The organism is Tsukamurella sp. II2bb, assembly GCF_057815145.1.
The window spans coordinates 796595-819426 of record NZ_JBYPZI010000001.1 but is presented as its reverse complement, the minus strand read 5'-3'; the positions used below and the strand labels follow the sequence as shown (position 1 = coordinate 819426).

Below are 22832 nucleotides of genomic sequence, written 5' to 3'. Positions count from 1 at the left end.
CGCCCGCCGGGCCGCGCCCGCTCAGGCGATCGGGACCAGGGTGTGGGGGTCGTCGGCGGGGAGGGGCGCGGCGGACTCGGCGGTCACCGTCAGGCGCTCGAAGCGGATGGAGCCGCCGTGGTTGTCGAGGAAGGCGATGTCGGCGGCGTCGCGGCCGGTGGCGATCCGCACCATCGCACCGCGCGGGGCGAGGCCGGTCGCGTCGAGCACCCACCACCGGCCGTCGATCATGACCTCGGCCACGGCGTGGAAGTCCATGGGATCGCAGCCGGGCGCGAAGACCGCCGTCATCCGCGCGGGCAGTTTCAGGGCGCGGAGCAGTGCGATGGTCAGGTGCGCGTAGTCGCGGCACACGCCCGCGGAGGCGAGCAGGGTGTCGGAGGCACCGTCGGCCGAGCGGCTGACGCCCGGCAGGTAGTCGAGCCGGCCCGCCACGAAATCCCGCACCGCCACGGCGCGTTGCGCGTCGCCGGTCACGCCGGCGAACTGCTTGGCGGCGAAGCCGTAGAACCGGTCCACCTCGCAGTACCGCGAGGGGCGCAGGTACAGCGACCGCAGGTACTCGTCGACGGGCTCCGGCGCGGCGAACCCCGCGACCTCGGCGCGGTACTCCAGTACCGCCCTACCGGGCCCCGCCTCGACCCGGTGGATCCGGCCGCCGTGCGGGCCGACGACCTCGCGGACCGGCAGGGCCGCACCGTCAAGGGTGACCTCGAGCCTCTCCTGCACCCGCAGGCCCGGCACCCGGGCGACGGTGGCCTGGTACTCGAGCACCGTGGGTGCGAGGACGGTGCACGCCACGCGCGCGGACATGCTCCGCGCGCCCGGGGCCGTTACTTCTTCGGTAGCGCCGACATCGATAGCCACGTCGGCCAGTCTAGGGTCCAGTCGTAGATGTCCCCGTCGGCCGCCGAGAGCTGGATCGACGTGCCAGTGACCTCGACCGGATCGCCGAAGAGGGCACTGGCGAAGTAGCGCTGCGCGTCCGCGAGCGAGAGGTTGATGCAGCCGTTGGTGACATTGGTGCTGCCCTGGTTCCCGACGGTCTGCGGGTTGGCGTGGATGAACTCGCCGTTGTTGGAGATCCGCACCGCGTAGCGCTCGTGCACGTTGAAGTACCCCGCCGCGGGGTTGGACATGTAGAAGTCCTCGTGCTTCTCGCTGACGACGTGGATCCCGGACCGCGTGACGTTGCGCGGCAGGTCGCCCTCGCCGTACGAGCAGGGGAGGTCGAGGTACACCTGGTCGCCGCGCATCACCTTGATCCGGTGCGACGGTGCCGAGGCCTTGACGATCTGCGACCGCCCGACGACGAACGAGCTGCTCACGTCGCTGGCGCCGAACTTCCCGTCGCCGTGGTCGAGCCCGTACAGCTTCCCCTTCATCGAGACCTTCGTCCCCGGCTTGTAGTACTCCCGGGGGCGCCAGTGGACGCGGGATCCGTTGTCCTCGGGCAGCCAGGCCCACGCCCCCTCGGTGGGCGGGGTCGTGGTGATCTCGAGCGCCTTCTCGACCGCGGCCTTGTCCTCGACGGTGCCGGCGAACTTGAGGATGAGCGGCGCCGCGATCCCGACCTCGGCGTCGTCGGCGATGTTGATCTGCACCGACATCGTCGCCGACGGCGAGACGACGGAGACCTCGCCGTCGAGGCTCGACCAGGTGCCGCCCTCGCCGTCGGCCGCGCCGGACCAGCGGTAGGTCGCGCCGAAGCCGAGCGGCTCGGCGGCCGAGTAGGTCACACCGTCGGGCGACGCGGACAGTTCGACCTTTTTGCCCGTCTGGGTGTTGGTCAGGGCGACACCGGGCCGGAACCGGCCGCCCTTCACCCGCACGGAGACGGTCTCCCGCGGCCCGATCTTCTTCCCGCCCGCCGGCGTGTACTCGAACGTGGGGGCAACGGCCCTGGTCTCGGCGGTGCCGCCGTCCCGGGTGCAGGCGGTCGCGACGACGGCCACCGCCGCCGCGGCGCCGCCGAGGAAGGCACGCCGAGCCAGCGGCGCGCGAAACATATCGAGCATTTGATGAATTCTAGAGGCGCGGCCGAGGCAGTTCCGCACCCACGAGCACGGGCTCCGGGAACAGCTCGACACCGAACCGGGCGAACACCCCATCCCGGACCTCGCCGGCGAGCGCGAGCAGCTCCGCCGTCGTGCCGGTACCGCGGTTGGTCAGCGCCAGTGTGTGCTTCGTCGACAGCGAGACGCCCGTGCGGCCACCGTCGTAGCCCTTGTGGAACCCGGCGCGCTCGATCAGCCAGCCCGCCGAGAGCTTCACGCCGTCCGGCGCGGGGTACTGCGGCGTGCTCTCGCCCGTCGCCTCCTCGATCCGCCGCACCGTCTCGGCCGCATCCCGCGCCGGCACCACCGGGTTGGTGAAGAAGGAGCCGACGCTCCAGGTGTCGTGGTCGGCCGGGTCGAGGACCATGCCCTTGCCCCGGCGCAGCGCCAGCACGTGCTCCCGCGCGCGGGCGGGGTCGACGGTGGCGCCGGGCTCGGCCCCGAGGACCCGCGCGAGCTCGCCGTACCGGATCGGGGCGGAGGCACCGTCGGAGAGGGAGAACCGCACGCGCAGCACCACATCCGCCGGGCCGGAGCCGGCGGCGCCGGGCGCGTCGTGCTGCTTGAGGCGCGACGTGCGGTAGCCCAGGCCCAGCGTCTGCGGCGCGACCCAGACCGTCTCGCCGGTGGCGCGGTGGTACAGCTCGACGGCGTCGAGCCACGCGGACACCTCAACGCCGTACGCGCCGACGTTCTGCACCGGCGTCGCGCCCGCGGAACCCGGGATGCCGGAGAGGCATTCGAGCCCGCCGAGTCCGGCCTCGACCGACGCCGCGACGACGTCGTCCCAGACCGCGCCGGCGTCGGCGGTGACGACGGTCCCGTCGATATCGATCCCGTCGTGGGCCAGATGGACGACGGTGCCGGCGAAGCCCTCGTCGGCGATCACCAGGTTCGATCCGCCGCCGACCAGCAGGACCGGCTCGCCGGCGGCGTCGCACCGCGCGACCGCCGCCGCGACCGCCGCGGCGGAATCGCACCGCTGGTAGCTGCGGGCGGGGCCGCCCAGGCGGAGCGTCGTCAACTCCGATAGCAGTTCAGGCACCCCGCAACGGTAACGTGTCTCCTCATGACCACCCGTCTCGAGCGCTCGCTCGACTACGCCACCAGTCCGGCCGCGCTGCACGCCGCGTTCACCGACGACGCGTACTGGCCCGCCCGTGTGGCCGAGGTCGGCGGCGAGGGCGCCCGCGTGGCGGAGCTGACCATCACCGGCGAGGGCGCCGGACGCTCCGTGCGCGTCGTGGTCGTGCACGTGATCGGCGAGGACAAGCTGCCGCCCGTGGTGACCGCGGTCCGGCCCGGCGGCCTGGAGATCCACCGCGTCGAGGAGTGGGGCCCGTTCGACGGGACCCGCTGCGCAGGGCGTTTCGCCGCCGACATCCAGGGCGTCCCGGCACAACTGTCCGGCACGGCCGTCCTGGAGGCGGACCCCGGCTCCGACGGCTCGGCGGCCCGCATCACCGCCGACGGCGAGGCCAGCGTGTCGATCCCGTTCGTCGCGAAGAAGGTCGAGTCGCTGGTGGTCGAGAACCTCCAGGAGCTCATGGAGAGCGAGCGGGACTTCACCCTGCAGTGGATCGCCGAGCACCCCTGACCGGTAAGGTCTCCCCACATGGCACGACGTCTCAGCTACTCGGCGCGCTTCCCGTTCCCCGCCGAGACCTTCTACGCCGCGTACTCGAACAAGGAGTACTGGACGGAGAAGATGACCGACTTCCGCAACCTCACCCCGCTGTCGGAGCTCACCGAGTTCGACGTCGACGACGAGGGCATCACGGTCGTCCAGAAGCAGAACCTGCCGCACGAGTACCTGCCGCCGATCGCGCAGGGCGTGGTGAAGAAGGACATGATCATCACGCGCGAGGAGTTCTACGGCGCGTGGGACGGCGAGAACTCCATCGGCGACTACAAGGCGTCGATCCCCGCGGGTCCCGGTTCGCTCAAGGGTGAGGCCTCTCTGTTCAACACCGAGACCGGTTGCACCATGCGCTACACCACCGTGGTGAAGGTCTTCGTGCCCTTCGTCGGCACCAAGCTCGAGCAGCTCATCCTGATCAACCTCGTGGACCTCTTCCGCGCCGAGGCCGAGTACCTCAAGTACTGGGTCGACAAGAACTGACCCGTGCCGCCTGAGGGTCGCATCACCCGCGGCACCACCGGGCTGAATCGCCTCCGGCGCAGCGATCGCTGGTCGGTGCACTCCCCCGCGGTGGTGGCCGCGCTCGACGGGCCGTCGCCGCTGGCCGTCGACGTGGGCTACGGCGCCCGCCCGAACACGACCCTCGAGTGGGCCTCCTGGCTGCGCCGCGTGAACCCCGGCGTGCGGGTCACGGGGCTGGAGATCGACCCCGCGCGGGTGGTCCCCGGCCGCGACGGCGTCGACTTCGCCCGCGGCGGCTTCGAGCTCGCGGGGCTGCGCCCGAACCTGGTGCGCGCGTTCAACGTGCTGCGGCAGTACGACGAATCCGAGGTCCGCGGCGCGTGGGCAACGGTGGCCGGCCGCCTGCAGCCGGGCGGGATCTTCGTCGAGGGCACGTGCGACGAGCTGGGCCGACGGTGCTGCTGGCTCACCCTGGGCGCCGCGCCGCCCGGCACGACCCCGGTGCCGCGCACGCTGACGCTGGCCTGGCACCCGGGCTTCACCGAGCACCCGTCGGACCTGGCCGAACGGCTGCCGAAGGCGCTGATCCACCACAACGTGCCCGGGACACGGATCCACGACCTGCTCACGCTCGCGGACCGCTGCTGGGACGAGGCCGCGGGCTACGCGCCCTACGGCAACCGGGTGCGCTGGCGCGCCGCGGGCGCGTTGCTGGCCGAACGCACCGACGGCGCCGCCCGACCGCCCCGCCGCCCGGTGCGCGACAACGTCCTCACGGTCGACTGGTCCTCCGTCGCGCCGTAGCGGCTCACGATGTCGGGTTTCTGCGGGCTGGAGGTGGCGTGGCGCGCGTCCGCCCCTCAGAAACCCGACATCGTGAACCACCGGAACGCCGACGACCGCGCCTCGCTATCGAACCGGAGTCAGTAGGGTGGTGCGCATGACATCGCTGACCGTCGCGCTGGCACAGATCGAGGCCACCACGGATCCCGCGGCCAATGCCGCGCTGGTCGAGGACGGACTGCGCCGCGCCGCGGAGGCGGGCGCCGCGCTCGCCGTGTTCCCGGAGGCCACCATGTGCCGGTTCGGGGTGTCGCTGAAGCCGGTCGCCGAGCCGCTCGACGGGCCGTGGGCCGAGCGCGTCGCGGAGGCCGCGCGGGCGACGGGCGTGCACGTAGTGGCCGGGATGTTCACGCCGGGCTCGGACGGTCGGGTCCGCAACACGCTGCTGCACGCCTCGCCCGGCGGGGACCGGGACCACTACGACAAGGTGCACCTCTACGACGCCTTCGGCTTCGCCGAGTCGCGCACCGTCGAACCCGGCGACCGGGCGGTCCTGGTGGACGTCGGCGGCGTTCGCGTCGGCCTGAGCACCTGCTACGACCTGCGCTTCCCCGCGCTCTACCAGGGGCTGGCGGACGCGGGGGCGCAGGTGATCGTGACGCCCGCGTCGTGGGGCGACGGTCCGGGCAAGCTCGACGCGTTCACCACGCTGGCCCGCGCCCGCGCGCTGGACTCGACGACCTACGTGGTGGCCGTCGACCAGGCGCGGCCGTCCGATCCCGAACCCGGCACCGCGCCGCGCGGGGTGGGCGGCTCGCTCGCGGTCGGGCCCGACGGTGCGGTGCTCGCCTCCGCCGGCCAGGCGCCGGAACTTCTCGTCGTCGACCTGCCGCTCGCGCGCGTCGACGAGGTGCGGGCAGCGCTGCCCGTGCTCGCCAACCGTAGGGACTTCACCGTCCCGTCCCAGGGATGAGGAACAATCTAACGCCGATGGACACGAACCCGAATCTCCCGCAGAACCCCGGCCCGCAGCACTCGGGCCCGCAGGACGGCCTGACCCGGCCGATCGAGTCCGCGGCGCGCCCCTCGGGCGCGCACGAGCGGCCCGAACCCGGCCAGCAGCCCCCGGTCCCGCCGACGCAGATCCCGCCCACCGGACCGTCGGGCCCCGGCGGCCCCGGGAAGCCGGCCAAGAAGCGGTCCACGGGCAAGCTCATCGGACTGACCGCGGCAGGACTCGTCGCGCTGCTGGTCATCGTGCTCGTCGGCTCCGAGCTCTACATCCGCAATCACGTGCAGAACTGCCTCGCGGACAACATCAGGAAGGGGACCAGCGCGCAGAACGTCGACGTCGCCTTCGAGAAGACCCCCATGCTGCTACAGAACGCGAGCGGCAAGATCCCGTCGATCGACATCCAGATCGACGGCTTGGAGGGCACCCCGGGGCTCGACGCGCACCTGCTGCTCAAGGGCGTCGAGCCCAGCGGCGAGAATCGGATCGACGAGGTGACCATCCTCGGCACCCTGACCGCCGACGGCATCAAGAACAAGGTCGCGCAGGTGCAGGTCCTCAGCGACCCCAAGGTCACGCTGAACGCCGCCCAGAACCAGATCGAGATCAGCGGCACCGCCGTGATCTTCCCGGTCACGGTGAACCTCAAGCCCACCATCAAGGACAACAAGGTGGTGCTCACGGCGAGCAAGGCGTCGGTCTTCGGCATCGGCGTCCCCGACGACCTGGCGCAGCAGCTGATCACCGCCGTCGCCGGCGTCCCCACCCCGAAGGGGTTGACCGCGAGCGACCTGAAGATGACCGACCAGGGCGTCACGCTGCGCTACTCCGGCAAGAACGTACTGCCCAAGGACATCGAGAGCGGCAACGACGTCGGCGCCACCAACTGCTCGGTGCTGTGAACCCGCTGCGCGCCGCTCGCGCGGACCTGCGGTTGCGGGTCCGCTGGGCGGTGCTGCACGGGCTGCCCCGCTACGCCCTCCCCCGCCGCGCGTCCCGTGGAAACACCATGACAGAACTACTCCTGGGGTACTGCGGCGAGCCGGGCGGCCAGTACGCCCGGCTCGACCGGATCCGCGAGCAGGGCCGGATCGTCGGCAGCGAGGTCGGCGCGGCGACGGCGGATCACGCGCTGTGCCGGGCGGTCCTGCGGGACCCGCGGTTCGCGACCATCCAGCCGAGGGACTTCGGCTTCCCGCGCCCGCTGATCCCCGTCATCGAGCGCACCGATCCGCACCTGCCCAACCCCGTCGAGCCACCGTCGATGCTGGTCTCCGAGCCTCCGGCACACACGGCGTACCGGCATCCGATCGCGCGGACCTTCACCCCGAAGGCGATCGCGATGCTCACCGACCGCGCCCGGACGGTGAGCGAGCAACTGCTCGACGAGCTCGCCGCCGCGCCCCGGCCGGACCTGGTCTCCGGTTACGCCGCGCGGCTGCCCGTCGCGATGATCGGCCGGCTCCTGGGGCTCCCCGAGGCCGACGACGAGTACATGCTCGAGTGGGGCGAGGCCGCCGCGCCGCTGCTCGACCCCGGGCTCGACTGGCCCGTCTACCGGCAGGCGCAGCACGCGCTGCGCGGCCTCGACGACTACCTCACCGCGCACTTCTCGCGGGTCCGCAGCAACCCCGGCGCCGACGACCCGTTCGCCCTGCTCGCGGCGAGCGGCGAGCTCACCGACCGCGAGCTGGTGACGAACGCCGCCCTGCTGATCGGCGCGGGCTTCGAGACCACGGTGAACCTCATCGGCAACGGCATCGTCGCGCTGCTCGAACACCCCGCCCAGCTGGATCGACTGCGCGCCGAGCCCGAGCTGTGGCCGAACGCCGTCGAGGAGATCCTGCGCTACTCCAGCCCCGTCCAGCGCACCGCGCGCGTGGCGCGGGAGGCCGGCGAGATCGAGGGCTTCGCCTTCGCCGAGGGCACCGTGATCTCGCTGCTGCTGGCGGGCGCGAACCGCGACCCGGCCGTCTTCGACCGGCCGCACGACTTCGACGTCGCGCGACCCGAGGCGAAGAAGAACGTCTCCTTCGGCTACGGCATCCACGCCTGCATCGGCGCCGCGCTGGCGCGGATGGAGGGCGTCGTCGCCCTGTCGGCGCTGTTCGAGCGCTACCCCGGGCTCGCACTCGACGGGCCCGGCACCCACCGCGGGCTCTCGACGCTGTACGGCTGGGCGTCCCTGCCCGCCAAGCTCGCGTAGCCCGACGGTGCCGGGGGGCTACTCCGGGAAGCCGGCGAGCACGGCGCGGGTGCCGGACAGGCCCAGCCGGTTCGCGCCGGCGTCGATCATCTCCTGCGCTGCCTCCGCGGTGCGGATGCCGCCGGAGGCCTTGACGCCCACGTCGGGTCCGACGGCCGCGCGCATGATGGCGACCGCCTCGGCGGAGGCGCCGCCGGACGGATGGAATCCGGTCGAGGTCTTGACGAAGGTCGCGCCGCCCTTGACGGAGCGCCGGCACACCTCGGCGAGGAGGTCCGCATCGCCGAACTCGAGGAGCGCCGCGGACTCGACGATCACCTTGAGCACCGGGTCGGCGCCGATCGCCTCGCGGACGGTGATCACATCGGAGAAGACGCGGTCCAGCTCGCCGGCGAGCGCGAGCCCGACATCGATCACCATGTCGACCTCGTGCGCGCCCTCCTCGACCGCCATCCGCGCCTCGGCGGCCTTGATCAGAGAGTGGTGCTTACCGGACGGGAAGCCCGCCACGACACAGGTCTTCGGCGCGCGCGGGTCCGCCTGCTGCGCGTCGATCGCCGCCCGCAGCGGCAGCATCGACGGGGACAGGCAGACGGCGTAAACGCCGAGGTCCAGGCCCTCGGCGTAGGCCGCGGCGGCCGCGGCCTCGGAGGCCTCGGGCTTGAGCAGCGTGTGATCGACGAGGGCGGCGACGTCAGAGCGGGTGAGCACGTCTGAGACGATACCGGTCGTGACGCGCTACGTTCTGACTCTGGGCTGCCCCGACACCACAGGGATCGTCGCCCGCATCTCGACCTTCCTCGCCGACGTGGGCGGATGGATCGTCGAGGCCGGCTACCACTCCGACCAGGACTCCGGCTGGTTCTTCACGCGCCAGGCCGTCCGGGCCGACAGCGTCGCGCTGTCCCTCGACGAGCTGCGGGAGCGGTTCGCCGCCGAGGTCGCGACCGAGCTGGGCCCCGAGACGGAGTGGCGACTGACCTCCACCGCGGAGCGCAAGGACATCGTCGTCCTGGTCAGCAAGGAGGGCCACTGCCTGCACGACCTCGTCGGCCGGGTCGCGACGGGCGAGCTGAACGCGCGGATCGCCGCGGTGATCGGCAACCACGAGGACCTGCGCGATTTCGTGGAGCGGCTGGACATCCCGTTCCACCACGTGCCCTTCCCCGGGGCGGGCGAGGACAAGTCCGCGGCCTTCGCCGAGGTCGCGCGCCTGACCGATCAGTTCGATCCCGATGCGGTGGTGCTCGCCCGGTTCATGCAGGTGCTGCCGGCCGAGCTGTGCACGGCGTGGGCCGGCCGGGCGATCAACATCCACCACAGCTTCCTGCCGAGCTTCGTCGGCGCGCGGCCCTACCACCAGGCCTTCGCGCGGGGTGTGAAGCTGATCGGCGCGACCTGCCACTACGTCACCGCGGACCTCGACGCGGGACCGATCATCGAGCAGGACGTCGCGCGCGTGGACCACGCCGACGCCGCCGCCGACATGGTCCTGCGCGGCCGCGACATCGAGAAGGTCGTGCTGGCCCGCGGCCTGCGCTGGCACCTGGAGAACCGGGTGCTGGTGCACGGCCGCAAGACCGTCGTCTTCTCCTGACGCTGGGCGCTACTCCGGCGTGCCGGAGGCGACGGGGCGGCCGTCGAGGATCGAGTCCAGGAGGGTGTTGAGCTTCTCCGGCTGTTCGATCGGCAGCATGTGGCCGGCGTCGCGGACCACGGCGAAGCGGTCCAGCTTTCCGGCCACGCGGAGTTCACCGGCGATGACGTCGGCGTCCGCGGGCGGGGTGAGGTGGTCGAACTGGCCGACCACGACCGAGGTGGGGATCGAGATCTTCCGCAGGCCGGCCGTCACGTCGGCGCTCGCGAGGACGTGGCCCCACTCGGCGCGCACGTCGGACGGGCACGAGGCGACCATCTCCTCGGTGTAGCGGACGGCGCCGTAGGAGGCGTAGCCGCACAGCGCGGCGTACCGGATCACGGCGGTGTGCAGGCGGTTGTGCCGCACCGGGACGTTCGCGCCGAGGACCCCGTCGCCCAGCTTCTGCGTGAGCCGGGGCGCGAGCCGCGGCAGGGCCGCCAGCGGCGTCGCCCCGGCGAACCCGGCGACGGCGTCCCGGGCGTAGGTGGAGACGAGCACCGCGTGGTGCGCGCGCTCGGCGACCTCGTCGGTGTACTTGTCGGCCCAGGCCATGATCGTGATGGCGCCCATGCTGTGCCCGACAAGCAGCGCCGTGCGTCCGGCGGGGACGTGGGCCGCGAGGACGGCGTGCAGGTCGTCGGCGAGGACGCCGGGCGAGTAGGCGAAGGCGCCCGGCTCGGACTCGCCGTGGCCGCGCTGGTCGTAGGCGATCACGCGGTGGCCGCGGCCGACGAGGTGCTCGACCTGCCGCGGGAAGGTGGAGAGGTTGCAGCTCCAGCCGTGGATGAGCACGGCGATCGGCCCGTCCTCGGGGCCCCAGACCCGGGTGTGCAGGCGGGTGCCGTCACCGGAGACGACGGTGCCGTCCTCGTGCGGTCCGTCGTAGTCCTCGATCAGCTTGGCGTTCGCCGGCTCGGCCGGCGACGAGAGCGCGTACGCCGCGATGCTCGCGGCGATCGTGGCGGCGCCTGCGCCGAGCACGCCCGCAGCGCCGACGACGAGCTTCCTGGAGATCTTCATGCCGACACCTTACTAACGAAAGCTCAATAGCGGGGTCGCCGGACCTCGTCCAGCTTCGGCTTCGCGTCGAGGAGGTAGACGAGGATGCCGACCGCGCCGATCACGGTACCCATGTAGTTCAAACCTGCCAGCACCAGCAGCTCACACGCGACCAGCGCGATCACCCAGTAGTTCTTCTGCCATTTCCCGGCCGCGGTGAAGGCGTCGGCCGGCGCGCGCAGGGCGTGGATGAGGCAGAACGCACCCGTCGCGAGCAGTGCGACCGTGATCACGACCGAGGCGGCCAGGCTGAGTGTGCCGAATCCGTAGAGGAGGACGTCCATGACACCAGCCTAAAGGCCGGACGCCCGGCGGCAGTGCCGCCGGGCGTCCGGGGTGGAACATCACAGCTCAGCGAGAATCAGGCGTCGGCCTTCTTCGGTGCGGCCTTCTTCACGGCGGCGGTCGCCTTCTCGGTGGCCTCCTTGACGGTGGCCTCGGCCTTCTCGGCGGCGGCCTCGGCCTCGTCGCTCGCGCGGCCGACCAGCTTGGCGGCGCGCTCGCCGACCTGCTTGGTGGCGGTCGCGACCTGGCCCAGCGAGGACTCGGTCAGCTCGACGGCCTGGTTGTAGGCCTTGGTGGCCTGCTCGGTCGCGTCCTCGATCACGGAGCCCGACTTGATGCGCTCGAAGGTGCTCTCGCCGCGCTCGGCGAGCGACTCGTAGATGTCGGTGGCGACCTGGATGTAGGCGGCGGCGACCTTGCGCAGCTCCTCCGGGGTGAACTTGGCGCGCAGCTCGTCGACGTCCTTGGGCAGGCCGTCGCGGGCCTCGGTCAGCTTCGCCTGCGCGGAGCCGGCGGCCTCCTCGACCTTGGCCTGGGCCTCCTCAACCTTGGTCTGGAAGTCCTTCGACGCGTCGGTGGCGGCGGCACGCAGCTTCTCCACGACCTCGGAGACGGCCTCGTAGGCGTAGTCACCGGCGCCGAGGGCCGCGAACAGGGGGGTCTTCAGGTCTTCGAGGGTGTTCTGCTCGGTCATGGCACGTTCTCCTTCAATGCGGTCTCGTTCTCGCGGCAGAAGCTCTCGTAGATGTCGAGAAGAGCCTGTTTCTGCCGCTCGTTGATGGCCGTGTCCGCGATCAGCGCATCGCGCACCGGGGATTCCGGTCGCTCCTCGAGGATCCCGGCCTGCACGTAGAGCACCTCGGCCGAGAGCCGCAGTGCTTTGGCGATCTGCCCGAGCACGTCGGCCGACGGTCGTCGGAGCCCCCGCTCGATCTGGCTGAGATACGGGTTGGAAACCCCCGCCCGCTCGGCCAGCTGCCGGATGGACACCTCCGCCGCGAGACGCTGCGCCCGAATGAACGCTCCGATGTCCGAGCCCGAATTCTGCACGGTCTCTTCGTCGCTCGTCATATCCGGTCTCCCGTCTGCGCGGCTGACACCACGCTAACAGCTAGTGCTAGCTCCTGCAAGCAGTTAGCTAGCAGGCTGAGTGAAATTCAGAAGAACATCTGAGTGATCGAGTAGATCACCAGGCCGGCGATGGAGCCCACGACGGTGCCGTTGATCCGGATGAACTGCAGGTCACGGCCCACGGCGAGCTCGATCTTGGCCGAGGCCTCGTCGGCGTCCCAGCGCGCGACGGTGTCCGTGATGATCGATGTGATCTGGCTCGCATAGTTCTCCACGAGGTGCCGGACGGACCGATCGACCCAGAAATCGACCTTCCCGCGCAGCACCTCGTCGTCGCGCAGCCGCACCCCGAACCGGGCGGCGGACTCGCTGAACTTCTCCCGCAGCGTGGACTCCGGATCCTCCACGGAGGCCTCGATCATCCGCTTCGCCGCCCGCCACGCGGCCTGCGCCGCGGTGCGCACCTCTTCGCGGCCCATCAGCTCGGCCTTGACGTCCTCGACCTTGGCGATGGTGCGGGGGTCGTGCTGCAAGTCCGAGGCGAAGTCCCAGAGGAAGGTGCTCATCGCGTGCCGCACCTCGTGGTCGGGGTCGCTGCGCACCTTCCACGTGAACTCGACCAGTTCGCGGTAGATCCGCTCCCCCAGCAGCGAGTTGACGAACTTGGGCGACCACTGCGGACCGTCGGTGTCGACGATCTTGTCGATCACGCCCTGGCTGCCCAGGGCCCAGTGGTGGGCGCGCTCGGCGAGCAGATTGATCAGGGGCAGCTGGCGCTGCTCCTGCAGCAGCGTCTCGACGAGGCGCCCGATGGGCGGGCCCCACTCCGGCTCGGCGAGCCGCTTGATGATGGTGGAGTTGAGCACCGCCTCGACGTCCTCGTCGCGCAGCACCTCGCTCATCACCTTGACCAGCTTCGCGGCCTCGCCGCCGAGCTTGCTCGAGTTGGCCGGATCGGCCATCCAGTTCGCGACGCGGCCGCTCAGCTCGAGCGAGCCCACCTTCTCCGCGATCACGTCGGGGGTGAGGAAGTTGCTCTCCACGAAGCCGCCGAGCGCGTCGCCGAGCTGGTCCTTCTTGCGCTTGATGATCGCCGTGTGCGGGATGGGCAGGCCCAGCGGGTGCCGGAACAGGGCCGTGACCGCGAACCAGTCCGCGAGGCCGCCGACCATGCCCGCCTCGGCCGCGGCCTTGACGTAGCCCACCCACGCACCGGCGATGGGCAGGCCCGAGCCCTTGGTGTCCAGGTACTCGCAGAACAGGTAGACGATCGCGGCGCCGACCAGGAAGGAGAGGGCGAGCGCCTTCATCCTGCGGAGGTCGCGCTTCTTCTGCTCGTCGGGCGTGCCCCCGAACGGGCTCGCCGGGGCATGGGAGGCCGGACTCGTCCTGGGCGGCTGCGGGGCTCCCGCGGAAGATGACACCGTCACGAGTCGATCTTGCCCGAAGATCACCACCCCTCGCCGGATAGGGTGACTCCATGGCGAACGACAACGGCTGGTCCGGTTCCGCATCCGCAGCCCTGCGCTGGCGGCCGGGTTCCCTGGTCCGGGACATCGACACCTCCGGCAAGCCGGGCTTCGACGGTGACAAGGCGCTCGGGAACGGGCTCCTCGCCGAACGCGGTGAGCGGCTCTCGGAGCTGCAGGAGCTGCTCTACGCCAACGGCCGCTCCGGAGATCACCGCTCGGTGCTGCTGGTCCTGCAGGGCATGGACACGGCGGGCAAGGGCGGCATCGTCCGGCACGTGCTCGGCATGGTCGACCCGCAGGGCGTCAAGACCGCCTCGTTCGGCAAGCCCACCGAGGAGGAGCTGGCGCACGACTTCCTCTGGCGCATCCACCAGCAGACACCGAAGGGTGGCCAGATCGGCGTCTTCGACCGCTCGCACTACGAGGACGTGCTGGTGGTCCGCGTGCACGACCTGGTCCCGCCGGCCGTCTGGGAGCCGCGCTACGACATCATCAACGACTTCGAGGCAGACCTCATCGCCGCGGGCACGACGATCGTCAAGTGCGCGATGTTCGTCTCCCTCGACGAGCAGAAGAAGCGACTGGCCGAGCGGCTGGACCGCCCCGACAAGTACTGGAAGTTCAACCCCGCCGACATCGACGAGCGCGCCTACTGGCCCAAGTACCAGGAGGCCTACCAGGCCATGCTGGACCGGACCAGCACCGACGGTGCCCCGTGGCACGTCATCCCCGCCGACCGCAAGTGGTTCAGCCGCCTCGCCATCACCGAGCTGCTCATCGAGGCCCTGGAGTCGCTGAACCTCGACTGGCCGCCCGCCGACTTCGACGTCGAGCACGAGAAGGCCCGCCTCGCGCAGTCCTGACCACCCGCGCCCCTCAGGTCCGACGGTGCGCCGCCGGCACCGTCGGCGCTCCCTAGCGGGACGTGCAGCGCCACGGCGAGTCGTGCACTCCCCATGTCCATGGACATAGGGAGTGCGCCACCCCTATAGGGAGCGCTATGCCAGGCGCTCGGCCCGGCGCTTGCCGGACCACAGCTCCTCGACGACGACCTGGATCAGCAGGGCGATCGCGCTCCACACGAGCGCGGCCAGCGGAGTGGCGCCGGCGGCGACCGCCACGACGCCCGCGCCGAGTAGGGCGAGGGTGATGCCGACGGTGACGGCACGGTGGCCGTCGACCCCGGTGAGGTAGGCGTCCATGATCTCGATTCCCAGCACCGCGACGGCGAGCGGCACGACGAAGGCCGCGGCCACGACCACGTTGCTCACGTGCGCGTGATGGGAGATGCCGAGCGCCTCGACGTGCAACCCGGCACCGAAGGCGGCGACCGCCATGAAGATCACGATGTGCCCGTAGCCCCAGGGGAAGCACTTGTCCGGGTCGCGCACCAGCGCGTGCCCGACGGGGATCGAGAAGTAGATCCACCAGATCGACAGGTTGAGCACCATCGCCGCCCCGCCGAGCACGGCGATGTCCACGCTCCAGCCCTGTGTCGTGAGCAGCGCCTGCAGCGCGACGACGGTGCCGACCACGCCCTCGCCGAGGGTGATGATGGTGAGCAGGCCGTACCGCTCGGCGATGTGATGCGGGTTCCACGGGGTGCGCTCGCGCCGTCCGGCGAGGTAGGGCCCGCCGAGCTCCATGACGAACAGGACCAGGCCGAGAACGAGGAATTGGCTCAGTGTCAGCGGGGCGAAGGCGCTGACCAGCCAGCCGACCTGGGCGAGTGTGATCGCGAGGATGTAGGTGACCGCCGCCGCGCGGTACCGCCTCGACGAGAGCGCCACCCGCGTCCACTGCGCGAGCAGCGCGACGCGCATCACCACGTATCCGATCACCAGCACCGTGTTGTTCGGCTGCTCGCGGGCGGTGATCGAGGCGAAGAAGGGCTCGACACCGAGCGCCATGATGCAGACGCCGAGCATCTGCAGCATCGTGACGGCACGGAAGAGCCAGTCGTCGGTATCGAAGGCTGAGGCCATCCAGGTGAAGTTGATCCACGCCCAGACCGCGGCGAAGGCACAGAGTCCGAAGCCGAGGAAGGCAGCCAGGTAGTGCGCCTCCGCCACGGCGTCGGCCAGCTGCACCCCCGCGAGGGAGAAGACCACGACGAAGGTGAGGTCGAAGAACAGCTCCAGCGTCGTCGCCGTGCGCCCCTCCTCCTGCGGGTCGCGCCCGGTCATCCGGGTGAGGCGGCGGCGCACCGCCGACGATCCCTCGCTCACTCGATACTCCTTCAGTCACGACCCGCAGAAACGTCGGGCTCATCGTAGGCCGGACGCGGGCACTCGCACGCGGAGCTCAGCGGGTGGTGTAGCCGCCGTTCGCGAACAGGGTCTGTCCGGTGATCCAGTGCCCGTCGGTGGCGAGGAAGTCGACGATCGGCGCGATGTCCTCGATGTCCGTCAGGCGGCCGCCCATGCCCTGCGACTTGTGGAACTCCACGCGCTCGGGCGTCTCCTGGCCGTAGAAGAAGGGCGTGTCCATCGGTCCGGGGGCGATGGCGTTGACGGTGATGCCGCGACCGGCGAACTCCTTGGCCGCGGCGCGGTTGAAGTGCTCGACCGGCGATTTGCCGCCCGCATAGGTGGAGTAGCCGTCGGTGAAGGCGCCGAGCAGCGCCGTCACGATCGTGATCAGCGTGCCGTCGTCGTTCAGTGTCCGGCCCGCCTCCTTGATGAAGAAGTAGGCGACCTTGGCGTTGATGTCCAGCATCGAGTCGTACTCGGCCTCGGTGGTCTCGAGGATCGGCTTGCGCAGCACTTTGCCGACGGTGTTGACGGCGACGTCCACACCGCCGAACTCGGCGACAGCCGCGTCGAACAGCTCGGCGACCTTGGACGGTGCCGTCAGGTCGCCCTGGAAGAGCAGCGCCCTGCCGCCCGCGGCCTCGACGGCGCTCGCCGTCGCACGCGCCTCGGCCTCCGACGACGTGCTGTTGTAGTGCACCACCACGTCGGCGCCGAGGCCGGCGAGGTGCCGGCTGACCAGGCCGCCGAGGTTCTTGCCGCCGCCGGCCACCACGGCCGTCTTCCCTGCGAGCTTCGTCATGTCTTCTCCTTCGTCGGTATGCGGTCGAAATGTGCGCAAGGCCCAACGTAGAGACGAGAAGAACAACCTACAATCGAATGTTTTCGGACTATTCACCAATGCTATTTGTGAATATGCTGCTCGGGTGATCACCCCCGAACTCCGTCGCCTGGAGCAGTTCGTCGCCGCGATGGAGGAGCCCTCGCTGGCCGCCGCGGCCGCCCGGCTGCACCTGAGCCAGCAGGCGCTCTCGGCCGCGCTCCGCCAGCTCGAGCGCGAGCTCGGCACGCCGCTGTTCACGCGATCCGGGCGGCGACTCGCCCCGACCGCCGCGGCCCGCACGCTGTACGACGGTGCGCCCGCCCTCCTGTCGGGTGCCCGGCTCCTCGCCGCCCGCGCCCGGGACGCCGGGGCCTCGCGACGGCCGCCGTTCGTCGTCGGCCGCAGCCCGGCCGTGACCGCCGACGAGACCTACGAGCTCCTCGAGCCGCTGATCGCGCGCGACGATCCGCCGTCCGTCACCGTGCGCGAGCTGTTCCCGTCCGCGATGGTGGACGAGTTGCGGGCGGGCACCGTCGATCTCGTGCTGCGGCGCGGCGTCGCCCTTCCCGACCAGCTCGCCGGGGTCACGCTGACCTATCACCCGCTGCGGGTCGCGCTGCACCGCGACCACGACCTCGCCGGACGCGCGGTGCTCGCGCTGGCCGACCTCGCGGGCATGCCGATCGTGGTGTGGGCGCCGCCGCACGCCTCCTTCTACACCGACTTCCTGGTGGCGCAGTGCCGGCGAGCGGGCTTCGAACCGGACCTCGTGGTCAACCGGGTGCAGGGCACCCCGCCGGCCACGGCGGTGCTCGCGACGCCGCACGCGGCGGCCTTCGTCACCGGCGCGACGGGCGCGCGCTACGGGGGACGGGTCACCGTCGTCGAGCTCGACGATGCCCCGCAGGTCCCGGTCCAGGCCCTGTGGCTCCCGCACACGACCGACCCGCTGCGGGCCGCACTGCTCGCCGCCTATCCCCCGGCATGAACGCCGCGGGGGGCTTCGGCCGGCGGGCGGATCCGATCAGCCGGGCTTGCGGGCCGTGACGAACTGGCCCTGCCCGCTGATGGTCTGCTTGATGTCGATCATCGCGTCCTCGCGGAGCCAGCCGGTGATCTCCTCCCGGCCGAACCACCGGAAACCCGAGACGCGCTCGGCGGTCGACGAACCGAGCACCGAGGTGAGCGGGGTCTGCAGCGAGGTGAACAGCGCGACCCGGCCGCCGGGCGCGGCGACCCGACAGATCTCGCGGACCGCGAGCCGCGGCGCGGGGATCAGGTAGAGCGCGGCGAGGCAGACGACGGTGTCGAAGGCACCGTCGGGGAAGGGCAGCTCCAACGCGCTGCCCCGGACGTAGACGACGCGGTCGCCGGCGTTGTCGCGCACGGCGCGCTGCAGCATCGCGTCGGAGACGTCGAGCCCGACCACCACGCCCTCGGGACCGAGCTTGCGCGCCAGGGGCTTCGTGTACAGCCCCGGGCCGCAGGCGACGTCGAGGATCTTCTGGTCACCGCGGCCGGCGAGTTCCTCCAGGAGCACGTCCTGCCTGCTCAGCGTGCCCGAACCGCCCAGGCTGAACAGGCGCGTGAACGCGGGCCGCCACGCCTTCTCGTAGACGGCGGCCAGCGCGGGGTTGTGCATGAGGGCGTTGCTCAGCCCCGTCGGCCTGGCGCTGTCCGGCGCGAGCACGTCGAGGTAGCCGTGGGTGCGGTCCGGCGCGCGGCCGATCCGGGTGGGGTCGAGCATCGCCTCGACCCGGTCCATCGCGCTGGTCATGCGGCTCACGCTAGCGCGCTCCGCGCCGCCCCGGGCCCGGACCGGGCACCGTCGACCCCTCCTCCTGACGTAACAGCGTTAGTCCGGACGGCTTCCTGGGGAAACGTCTGCGACTAACGCTGTTACGTCGGAGCGGGGGCTACTTCGCGGGGTACTCGTAGATCCCGCGGCCGGACTTCTTGCCGACGTAGCCGGCCTCCACGAGGCGCAGCAGCAGCGGCGGCGCGGCGTAGGTGGGCTCCTTGTACTCCGCGTACATCGCGTCGGCGATGAACTTCACGGTGTCCAGGCCCACGAGGTCGGCCAGCTTGAGCGGACCCATGGGGTGCGCGCAGCCGAGCATCATGCCCTTGTCGATGTCCTCGGCGGTCGCGAAGCCCGACTCGTACATGCGGATCGCCGAGAGCAGGTAGGGCACCAGCAGCGCGTTGACGATGAATCCGGAGCGGTCCGTGGCGCGCACGACCTGCTTGCCCAGTACCTCGGAGGCGAACTGCTCGGCGCGAGCGGCGGCGGTCTCCGAGGTCGAGAGCGAGCTGATCACCTCGACCAGCGGCAGCACCGGTACCGGGTTGAAGAAGTGCAGGCCCAGCACGCGGCCGGGGTTCTTCGTGGCGGTCGCGATGCGCTGGATCGGCAGCGACGAGGTGTTGGACGCGAGCACGGCGTCGGGGTCGGTGACGACCTCGTCGAGCTTGCCGAAGATCTCGGCCTTGACGGCCTCGTTCTCGACGATCGCCTCGACCACCAGCTGGCGGTCGGCGAAGTCGGCGAGATCGGTGGTGAACGTCAGGCGCTCGGCGGCCTGGTCGCGCTCACGCTCGGTGATCTTGCCGCTGGACACGGCACGGTCCAGCGACTTGAGGATGCGGGCACGGCCGCCGGCCGCGAGCTCCTCGGTGGCCTCCCAGACCAGCACGTCGGCACCGGCGCGCGCGGAGACCTCCGCGATACCGCCACCCATCTGACCGGCGCCGACGACACCGACCCGCGAAACTACTTCAGACATTTCCGCCTCTCCGAAACTTCTGCCGATATGCAGGCGGCCCGCAACGTCGCGTTGCGGGCCGCCTGTCAGATATGGAGCACGTTCTGGGCGTACCCCAGTGGGGTTACCTTCGTCTCACCTCACGCACTCGTCACGACGCGAGACCGGGCACCTCCAGACCAATTTCCTAGTGGAACTGGCCTTCCTCGGTCGAGCCCTTCAGCGCCGCGGTGGACGTGTTGGGGTCGACGGTGGTGGCGATGCGGTCGAAGTAGCCGGCGCCGACCTCACGCTGGTGCTTGGTGGCGGTGTAGCCACGCGCCTCGGACGCGAACTCGCGCTCCTGCAGGTCGACGTAGGCGGTCATGCCCTCGCGGGCGTAGCCGTAGGCCAGGTCGAACATCGAGTGGTTGAGCGCGTGGAAGCCGGCCAGCGTGATGAACTGGAAGGTGAAGCCCATCGCGCCCAGCTCCTTCTGGAACTTGGCGATGGTCGCGTCGTCCAGAGCCTGCTTCCAGTTGAAGGACGGGCTGCAGTTGTAGGACAGCAGCTGGTCCGGGAACTCGGCCTTGACGCCCTCGGCGAACTTCTTCGCGACCTCGAGGTCCGGAACGCCGGTCTCCATCCAGATCATGTCCGCGTACGGCGCGTAGGCCTTGGCGCGGGCGATGCAGGGCTCGATGCCGTTCTTGACGTTGTAGAAGCCCTCGGCGGTGCGCTCACCGGTGACGAAGGGCTTGTCGCGATCGTCGACGTCCGAGGTGATCAGGGTGGCGGCCTCGGCGTCGGTGCGCGCGATGACGACGGTGGGCGTGTTCGCCACGTCGGCCGCCAGGCGGGCCGAGGTCAGGGTGCGGATGTGCTGCTGGGTGGGGATGAGCACCTTGCCACCGAGGTGGCCGCACTTCTTCTCCGAGGCGAGCTGATCCTCCCAGTGGGTACCGGCGGCACCCGCGGCGATCATGGCCTTCTGCAGCTCGTAGACGTTGAGCGCGCCACCGAAGCCGGCCTCGCCGTCGGCGACGATCGGCACGACCCAGTTGTCCACCGAGTTGTCACCCTCGATGCGGGCGATCTCGTCGGCACGGAGCATGGCGTTGTTGATGCGGCGCACCACGGCCGGCACCGAGTTGGCCGGGTACAGCGACTGGTCGGGGTAGGTGTGGCCCGAGAGGTTCGCATCGCCGGCGACCTGCCAGCCGGAGAGGTAGATGGCCTTGAGGCCGGCGCGCACCTGCTGCACGGCCATGTTGCCGGTGAGGGCGCCCAGCGCGTTGATGTAGGAGCCGTCGCCCTTGGTGACGCCCTCCCAGAGGATCTCCGCGCCACGGGTCGCGAGCGTGTTGGCCTCGACGACGCTGCCCTGCAGCTCGGCGACCTGCTCAGCGGTGTACTCGCGCGTGATGCCCTTCCAGCGCGGGTTGGTGTCCCAATCCTGCTGGATCTCGGCGGCGGTCCTCGGCTGTCCGACGGTGCTCATTGGCTCCCCGTTCTTCTGCTTTAGTCGATAACGATCTGATCGGCTGCCGGAAGCTGAGCGGGTTATCGCTAACCCGATTCGCAGTCCCAGCGTTGCGCCTTCACCCACTGTGCCACACGTAAAGACGCAGGCCAAGACGGTCGTTGATGCCAAATCAAGCCATGAAATCACCGCGATCTTGCTAAGTCTGCGAAGGTCCACGCCGCGCACAGCCGGAAAAAGTACGCCCGTACTGGGAGTTTGCGCGCGCCGGACACCGAGCCCTTCCGCCCGCTTTCCGACGCTCCGCCGCGGCCCGGCCGGGCACCGTCGGGGTTCGAATGTGACACACCTCACTGCGAAGGCGTCCACTCGGTCCCGGAACCTGCCGGTAGCTGGGCTTCCACCGGTAAAATTCGCTGTATGTCCAAGACCTTCGTTGGAGCGCGTCTCCGTGGCCTGCGCAAGGAGCGCGGGCTCTCGCAGGCGTCGCTCGCGGAGGCGCTCGAGATCTCGCCGTCGTATCTGAACCAGATCGAGCACGACGTACGCCCCCTCAGCGTGCCGGTGCTGCTGAAGATCACCGACGTCTTCGGCGTGGACACCTCCTTCTTCAACACCCAGGACCAGACGCGCCTCATCGCCGAGCTGCGCGAGGTCACCATGGACGTTGACGCGCCGACCAGCACCGACGAGCTGTCCGAACTGGCCCGCGATCATCCCGGGTTCGCCCGCGCGATGGTCGCCCTGCACCGCCGCTACCTCGGCGTCGCCGACCAGCTCGCCCAGGTCACCGACGGCCGCAACGACCCCGGGGCCCGCGGCGCCATCCCCAACCCGCACGAGGAGGTGCGGGACTTCTTCTACCAGCGGCAGAACTACTTCCACGAGCTCGACGTCGCGGCCGAGGAACTCACCGCACGGATGCGGATGCACAACGCCGACGTCCGCACCGAGATCGTGACCCGCCTCGAGACGGTGCACAACGTCTCGATCCGCCGCCGGGTCGACCTCGGTGAGGCGATGCTGCACCGGTACGACCCACGGACCCGCGTCCTCGAGATCAACCGGCACCTCTCCACCGGACAGCAGGTCTTCAAGATGGCGGCCGAGCTCGCCTACCTGGAGTGCGGCCGGGAGATCGACGCCCTCATCGACGGTGCCGCCTTCGGCTCCGACGAGGCACGCCGGCTCGCGCGGCTCGGGCTCGCCAACTACTACGCGGCCGCCGTCGTGCTCCCGTACACGCAGTTCCACGGCGCGGCGGAGGAGTTCGAGTACGACATCGAGCGTCTGTCCGCGTTCTTCTCCGTGAGCTACGAGACCATCGCGCACCGGCTCTCCACGTTGCAGCGCCCCAACCTGCGCGGCGTGCCCCTGTCCTTCGTCCGCGTCGATCGCGCCGGCAACATGAGCAAGCGGCAGAGTTCCACCGGCTTCCACTTCTCCGCCTCGGGCGGCACGTGCCCGCTGTGGAACGTCTACGAGACCTTCGCGTGGCCCGGCAAGATCATCACGCAGATCGTCGAGATGCCCGACGGGCGCAACTACCTCTGGGTGGCGCGCACCGTCGAACGACGGGCCGCGCGGTACGGCCAGCCCGGCAAGACCTTCGCCATCGGCATCGGCTGCGAGCTGCGGCACGCCCACCGCCTCGTCTACGCCCGCGGCCTCGACCTGGGCGAGCCCAACCCCACCCCCATCGGCGCCGGCTGCCGGGTCTGCGAGCGTGGCGGCTGCCCCCAGCGCGCCTTCCCCGCGATCGGCAAGGCGCTCGATATCGACGAGCACCGTTCGACGGTGTCCCCCTACCTCGTCCGGTAGGGACGTGCCCCCGACATCGCC

General features: G+C 70.6%; 24 protein-coding genes. 10 read left to right on the top strand and 14 right to left on the bottom strand.

From position 1 onward, the window contains the following. Positions 1 to 21 precede the first annotated feature (21 nt). The 3 genes from AC21LY_RS04315 to AC21LY_RS04305 are packed head-to-tail and all read right to left on the bottom strand — an operon-like array spanning position 22 to position 3102. Positions 22 to 867 (bottom strand): transglutaminase-like domain-containing protein, encoded by an 846-nt coding sequence (locus AC21LY_RS04315; RefSeq protein ID WP_489045088.1) that lies wholly within the window; start codon positions 865 to 867, stop codon positions 22 to 24. Further along, complete coding sequence (locus AC21LY_RS04310) at positions 834 to 2018, bottom strand: L,D-transpeptidase (protein ID WP_489045087.1); 1185 nt, start codon at positions 2016 to 2018, stop codon at positions 834 to 836. Before AC21LY_RS04310 ends, AC21LY_RS04315 begins: the two co-directional genes overlap by 34 nt. 10 nt (positions 2019 to 2028) lie before the next feature. Continuing rightward, positions 2029 to 3102, bottom strand: a complete 1074-nt coding sequence (locus AC21LY_RS04305; RefSeq protein ID WP_489045086.1) for a UDP-N-acetylmuramate dehydrogenase — start codon at positions 3100 to 3102, stop codon at positions 2029 to 2031. A 24-nt stretch (positions 3103 to 3126) separates the two neighbouring features. On the opposite strand from AC21LY_RS04305, the gene AC21LY_RS04300 reads away from it, so the two are divergent. The 6 genes from AC21LY_RS04300 to AC21LY_RS04275 all read left to right on the top strand — a co-directional run bounded on the left by AC21LY_RS04300 (position 3127) and on the right by AC21LY_RS04275 (position 8162). Beyond that, positions 3127 to 3654 (top strand): DUF2505 domain-containing protein, encoded by a 528-nt coding sequence (locus AC21LY_RS04300; protein WP_489045085.1) that lies wholly within the window; start codon positions 3127 to 3129, stop codon positions 3652 to 3654. 18 nt (positions 3655 to 3672) lie between these two features. Then, complete coding sequence (locus AC21LY_RS04295; RefSeq protein WP_489045084.1) at positions 3673 to 4179, top strand: DUF2505 domain-containing protein; 507 nt, start codon at positions 3673 to 3675, stop codon at positions 4177 to 4179. Positions 4180 to 4182: 3 nt separating this feature from the next. Continuing rightward, complete coding sequence (locus AC21LY_RS04290; protein ID WP_489045083.1) at positions 4183 to 4965, top strand: class I SAM-dependent methyltransferase; 783 nt, start codon at positions 4183 to 4185, stop codon at positions 4963 to 4965. A 145-nt stretch (positions 4966 to 5110) separates the two neighbouring features. Next, a complete protein-coding gene (locus AC21LY_RS04285; protein ID WP_489045424.1) occupies positions 5111 to 5917 on the top strand; it encodes a carbon-nitrogen hydrolase family protein in 807 nt (268 codons plus the stop codon). 17 nt (positions 5918 to 5934) lie between these two features. Beyond that, positions 5935 to 6858, top strand: coding sequence for an LmeA family phospholipid-binding protein (locus AC21LY_RS04280; RefSeq protein ID WP_489045082.1), 924 nt, complete (start codon positions 5935 to 5937; stop codon positions 6856 to 6858). Further along, a complete protein-coding gene (locus AC21LY_RS04275; protein ID WP_489045081.1) occupies positions 6855 to 8162 on the top strand; it encodes a cytochrome P450 in 1308 nt (435 codons plus the stop codon). The genes AC21LY_RS04280 and AC21LY_RS04275 overlap by 4 nt, the downstream gene beginning before the upstream one ends. A gap of 18 nt (positions 8163 to 8180) precedes the next feature. Here the strand turns inward: AC21LY_RS04275 and deoC are convergent, their stop codons facing one another. Continuing rightward, on the bottom strand, positions 8181 to 8873 hold the full coding sequence (deoC, locus tag AC21LY_RS04270) for a deoxyribose-phosphate aldolase (RefSeq protein WP_489045080.1): 693 nt from the start codon (positions 8871 to 8873) through the stop codon (positions 8181 to 8183). A 10-nt stretch (positions 8874 to 8883) separates the two neighbouring features. On the opposite strand from deoC, the gene purU reads away from it, so the two are divergent. Continuing rightward, complete coding sequence (gene purU, locus AC21LY_RS04265; protein WP_489045423.1) at positions 8884 to 9759, top strand: formyltetrahydrofolate deformylase; 876 nt, start codon at positions 8884 to 8886, stop codon at positions 9757 to 9759. A gap of 9 nt (positions 9760 to 9768) precedes the next feature. Here the strand turns inward: purU and AC21LY_RS04260 are convergent, their stop codons facing one another. The 5 genes from AC21LY_RS04260 to AC21LY_RS04240 form a co-directional block, all read right to left on the bottom strand. Further along, positions 9769 to 10821 (bottom strand): alpha/beta fold hydrolase, encoded by a 1053-nt coding sequence (locus AC21LY_RS04260; protein WP_489045079.1) that lies wholly within the window; start codon positions 10819 to 10821, stop codon positions 9769 to 9771. 23 nt (positions 10822 to 10844) lie between these two features. Next, positions 10845 to 11144: a DUF2516 family protein gene (locus tag AC21LY_RS04255; protein WP_489045078.1), complete on the bottom strand. Its 300-nt coding sequence runs from the start codon at positions 11142 to 11144 to the stop codon at positions 10845 to 10847. Positions 11145 to 11221: 77 nt separating this feature from the next. After that, positions 11222 to 11839 (bottom strand): heparin-binding hemagglutinin, encoded by a 618-nt coding sequence (locus AC21LY_RS04250; RefSeq protein ID WP_489045077.1) that lies wholly within the window; start codon positions 11837 to 11839, stop codon positions 11222 to 11224. Then, positions 11836 to 12216 carry a helix-turn-helix domain-containing protein gene (locus AC21LY_RS04245; RefSeq protein WP_489045076.1) on the bottom strand — a complete coding sequence of 127 codons (381 nt, stop codon included), beginning with the start codon at positions 12214 to 12216 and terminating at the stop codon, positions 11836 to 11838. The genes AC21LY_RS04250 and AC21LY_RS04245 overlap by 4 nt, the downstream gene beginning before the upstream one ends. A gap of 86 nt (positions 12217 to 12302) precedes the next feature. Beyond that, complete coding sequence (locus tag AC21LY_RS04240) at positions 12303 to 13646, bottom strand: DUF445 domain-containing protein (RefSeq protein ID WP_489045075.1); 1344 nt, start codon at positions 13644 to 13646, stop codon at positions 12303 to 12305. A gap of 50 nt (positions 13647 to 13696) precedes the next feature. Here AC21LY_RS04240 and AC21LY_RS04235 point away from each other — a divergent pair, with 50 nt between their 5' ends. Next, positions 13697 to 14551 (top strand): polyphosphate kinase 2 family protein, encoded by an 855-nt coding sequence (locus tag AC21LY_RS04235; RefSeq protein ID WP_489045074.1) that lies wholly within the window; start codon positions 13697 to 13699, stop codon positions 14549 to 14551. A gap of 135 nt (positions 14552 to 14686) precedes the next feature. Here AC21LY_RS04235 and AC21LY_RS04230 read toward each other — a convergent pair whose 3' ends face one another. Next, entirely contained in the window at positions 14687 to 15916 is a 1230-nt protein-coding gene (locus AC21LY_RS04230; protein WP_489045073.1) for a low temperature requirement protein A, read from the bottom strand. Positions 15917 to 15992: 76 nt separating this feature from the next. After that, a complete protein-coding gene (locus AC21LY_RS04225; RefSeq protein ID WP_489045072.1) occupies positions 15993 to 16742 on the bottom strand; it encodes an SDR family oxidoreductase in 750 nt (249 codons plus the stop codon). Between the two features lie 124 nt (positions 16743 to 16866). On the opposite strand from AC21LY_RS04225, the gene AC21LY_RS04220 reads away from it, so the two are divergent. Beyond that, positions 16867 to 17751: a LysR family transcriptional regulator gene (locus AC21LY_RS04220; RefSeq protein WP_489045071.1), complete on the top strand. Its 885-nt coding sequence runs from the start codon at positions 16867 to 16869 to the stop codon at positions 17749 to 17751. 36 nt (positions 17752 to 17787) lie between these two features. On the opposite strand, the gene AC21LY_RS04215 is transcribed toward AC21LY_RS04220, so the two are convergent. From AC21LY_RS04215 to aceA, 3 genes are all read right to left on the bottom strand, one after another. Then, positions 17788 to 18540, bottom strand: coding sequence for a class I SAM-dependent methyltransferase (locus tag AC21LY_RS04215; RefSeq protein WP_489045070.1), 753 nt, complete (start codon positions 18538 to 18540; stop codon positions 17788 to 17790). Between the two features lie 139 nt (positions 18541 to 18679). Continuing rightward, entirely contained in the window at positions 18680 to 19549 is an 870-nt protein-coding gene (locus AC21LY_RS04210; RefSeq protein WP_489045069.1) for a 3-hydroxybutyryl-CoA dehydrogenase, read from the bottom strand. A 166-nt stretch (positions 19550 to 19715) separates the two neighbouring features. Further along, positions 19716 to 21008, bottom strand: coding sequence for an isocitrate lyase (aceA, locus tag AC21LY_RS04205; RefSeq protein ID WP_489045068.1), 1293 nt, complete (start codon positions 21006 to 21008; stop codon positions 19716 to 19718). Between the two features lie 402 nt (positions 21009 to 21410). On the opposite strand from aceA, the gene ramB reads away from it, so the two are divergent. Then, positions 21411 to 22811, top strand: coding sequence for an acetate metabolism transcriptional regulator RamB (gene ramB / locus AC21LY_RS04200; protein ID WP_489045067.1), 1401 nt, complete (start codon positions 21411 to 21413; stop codon positions 22809 to 22811). The last annotated feature ends 21 nt before the right edge of the window (positions 22812 to 22832 follow it).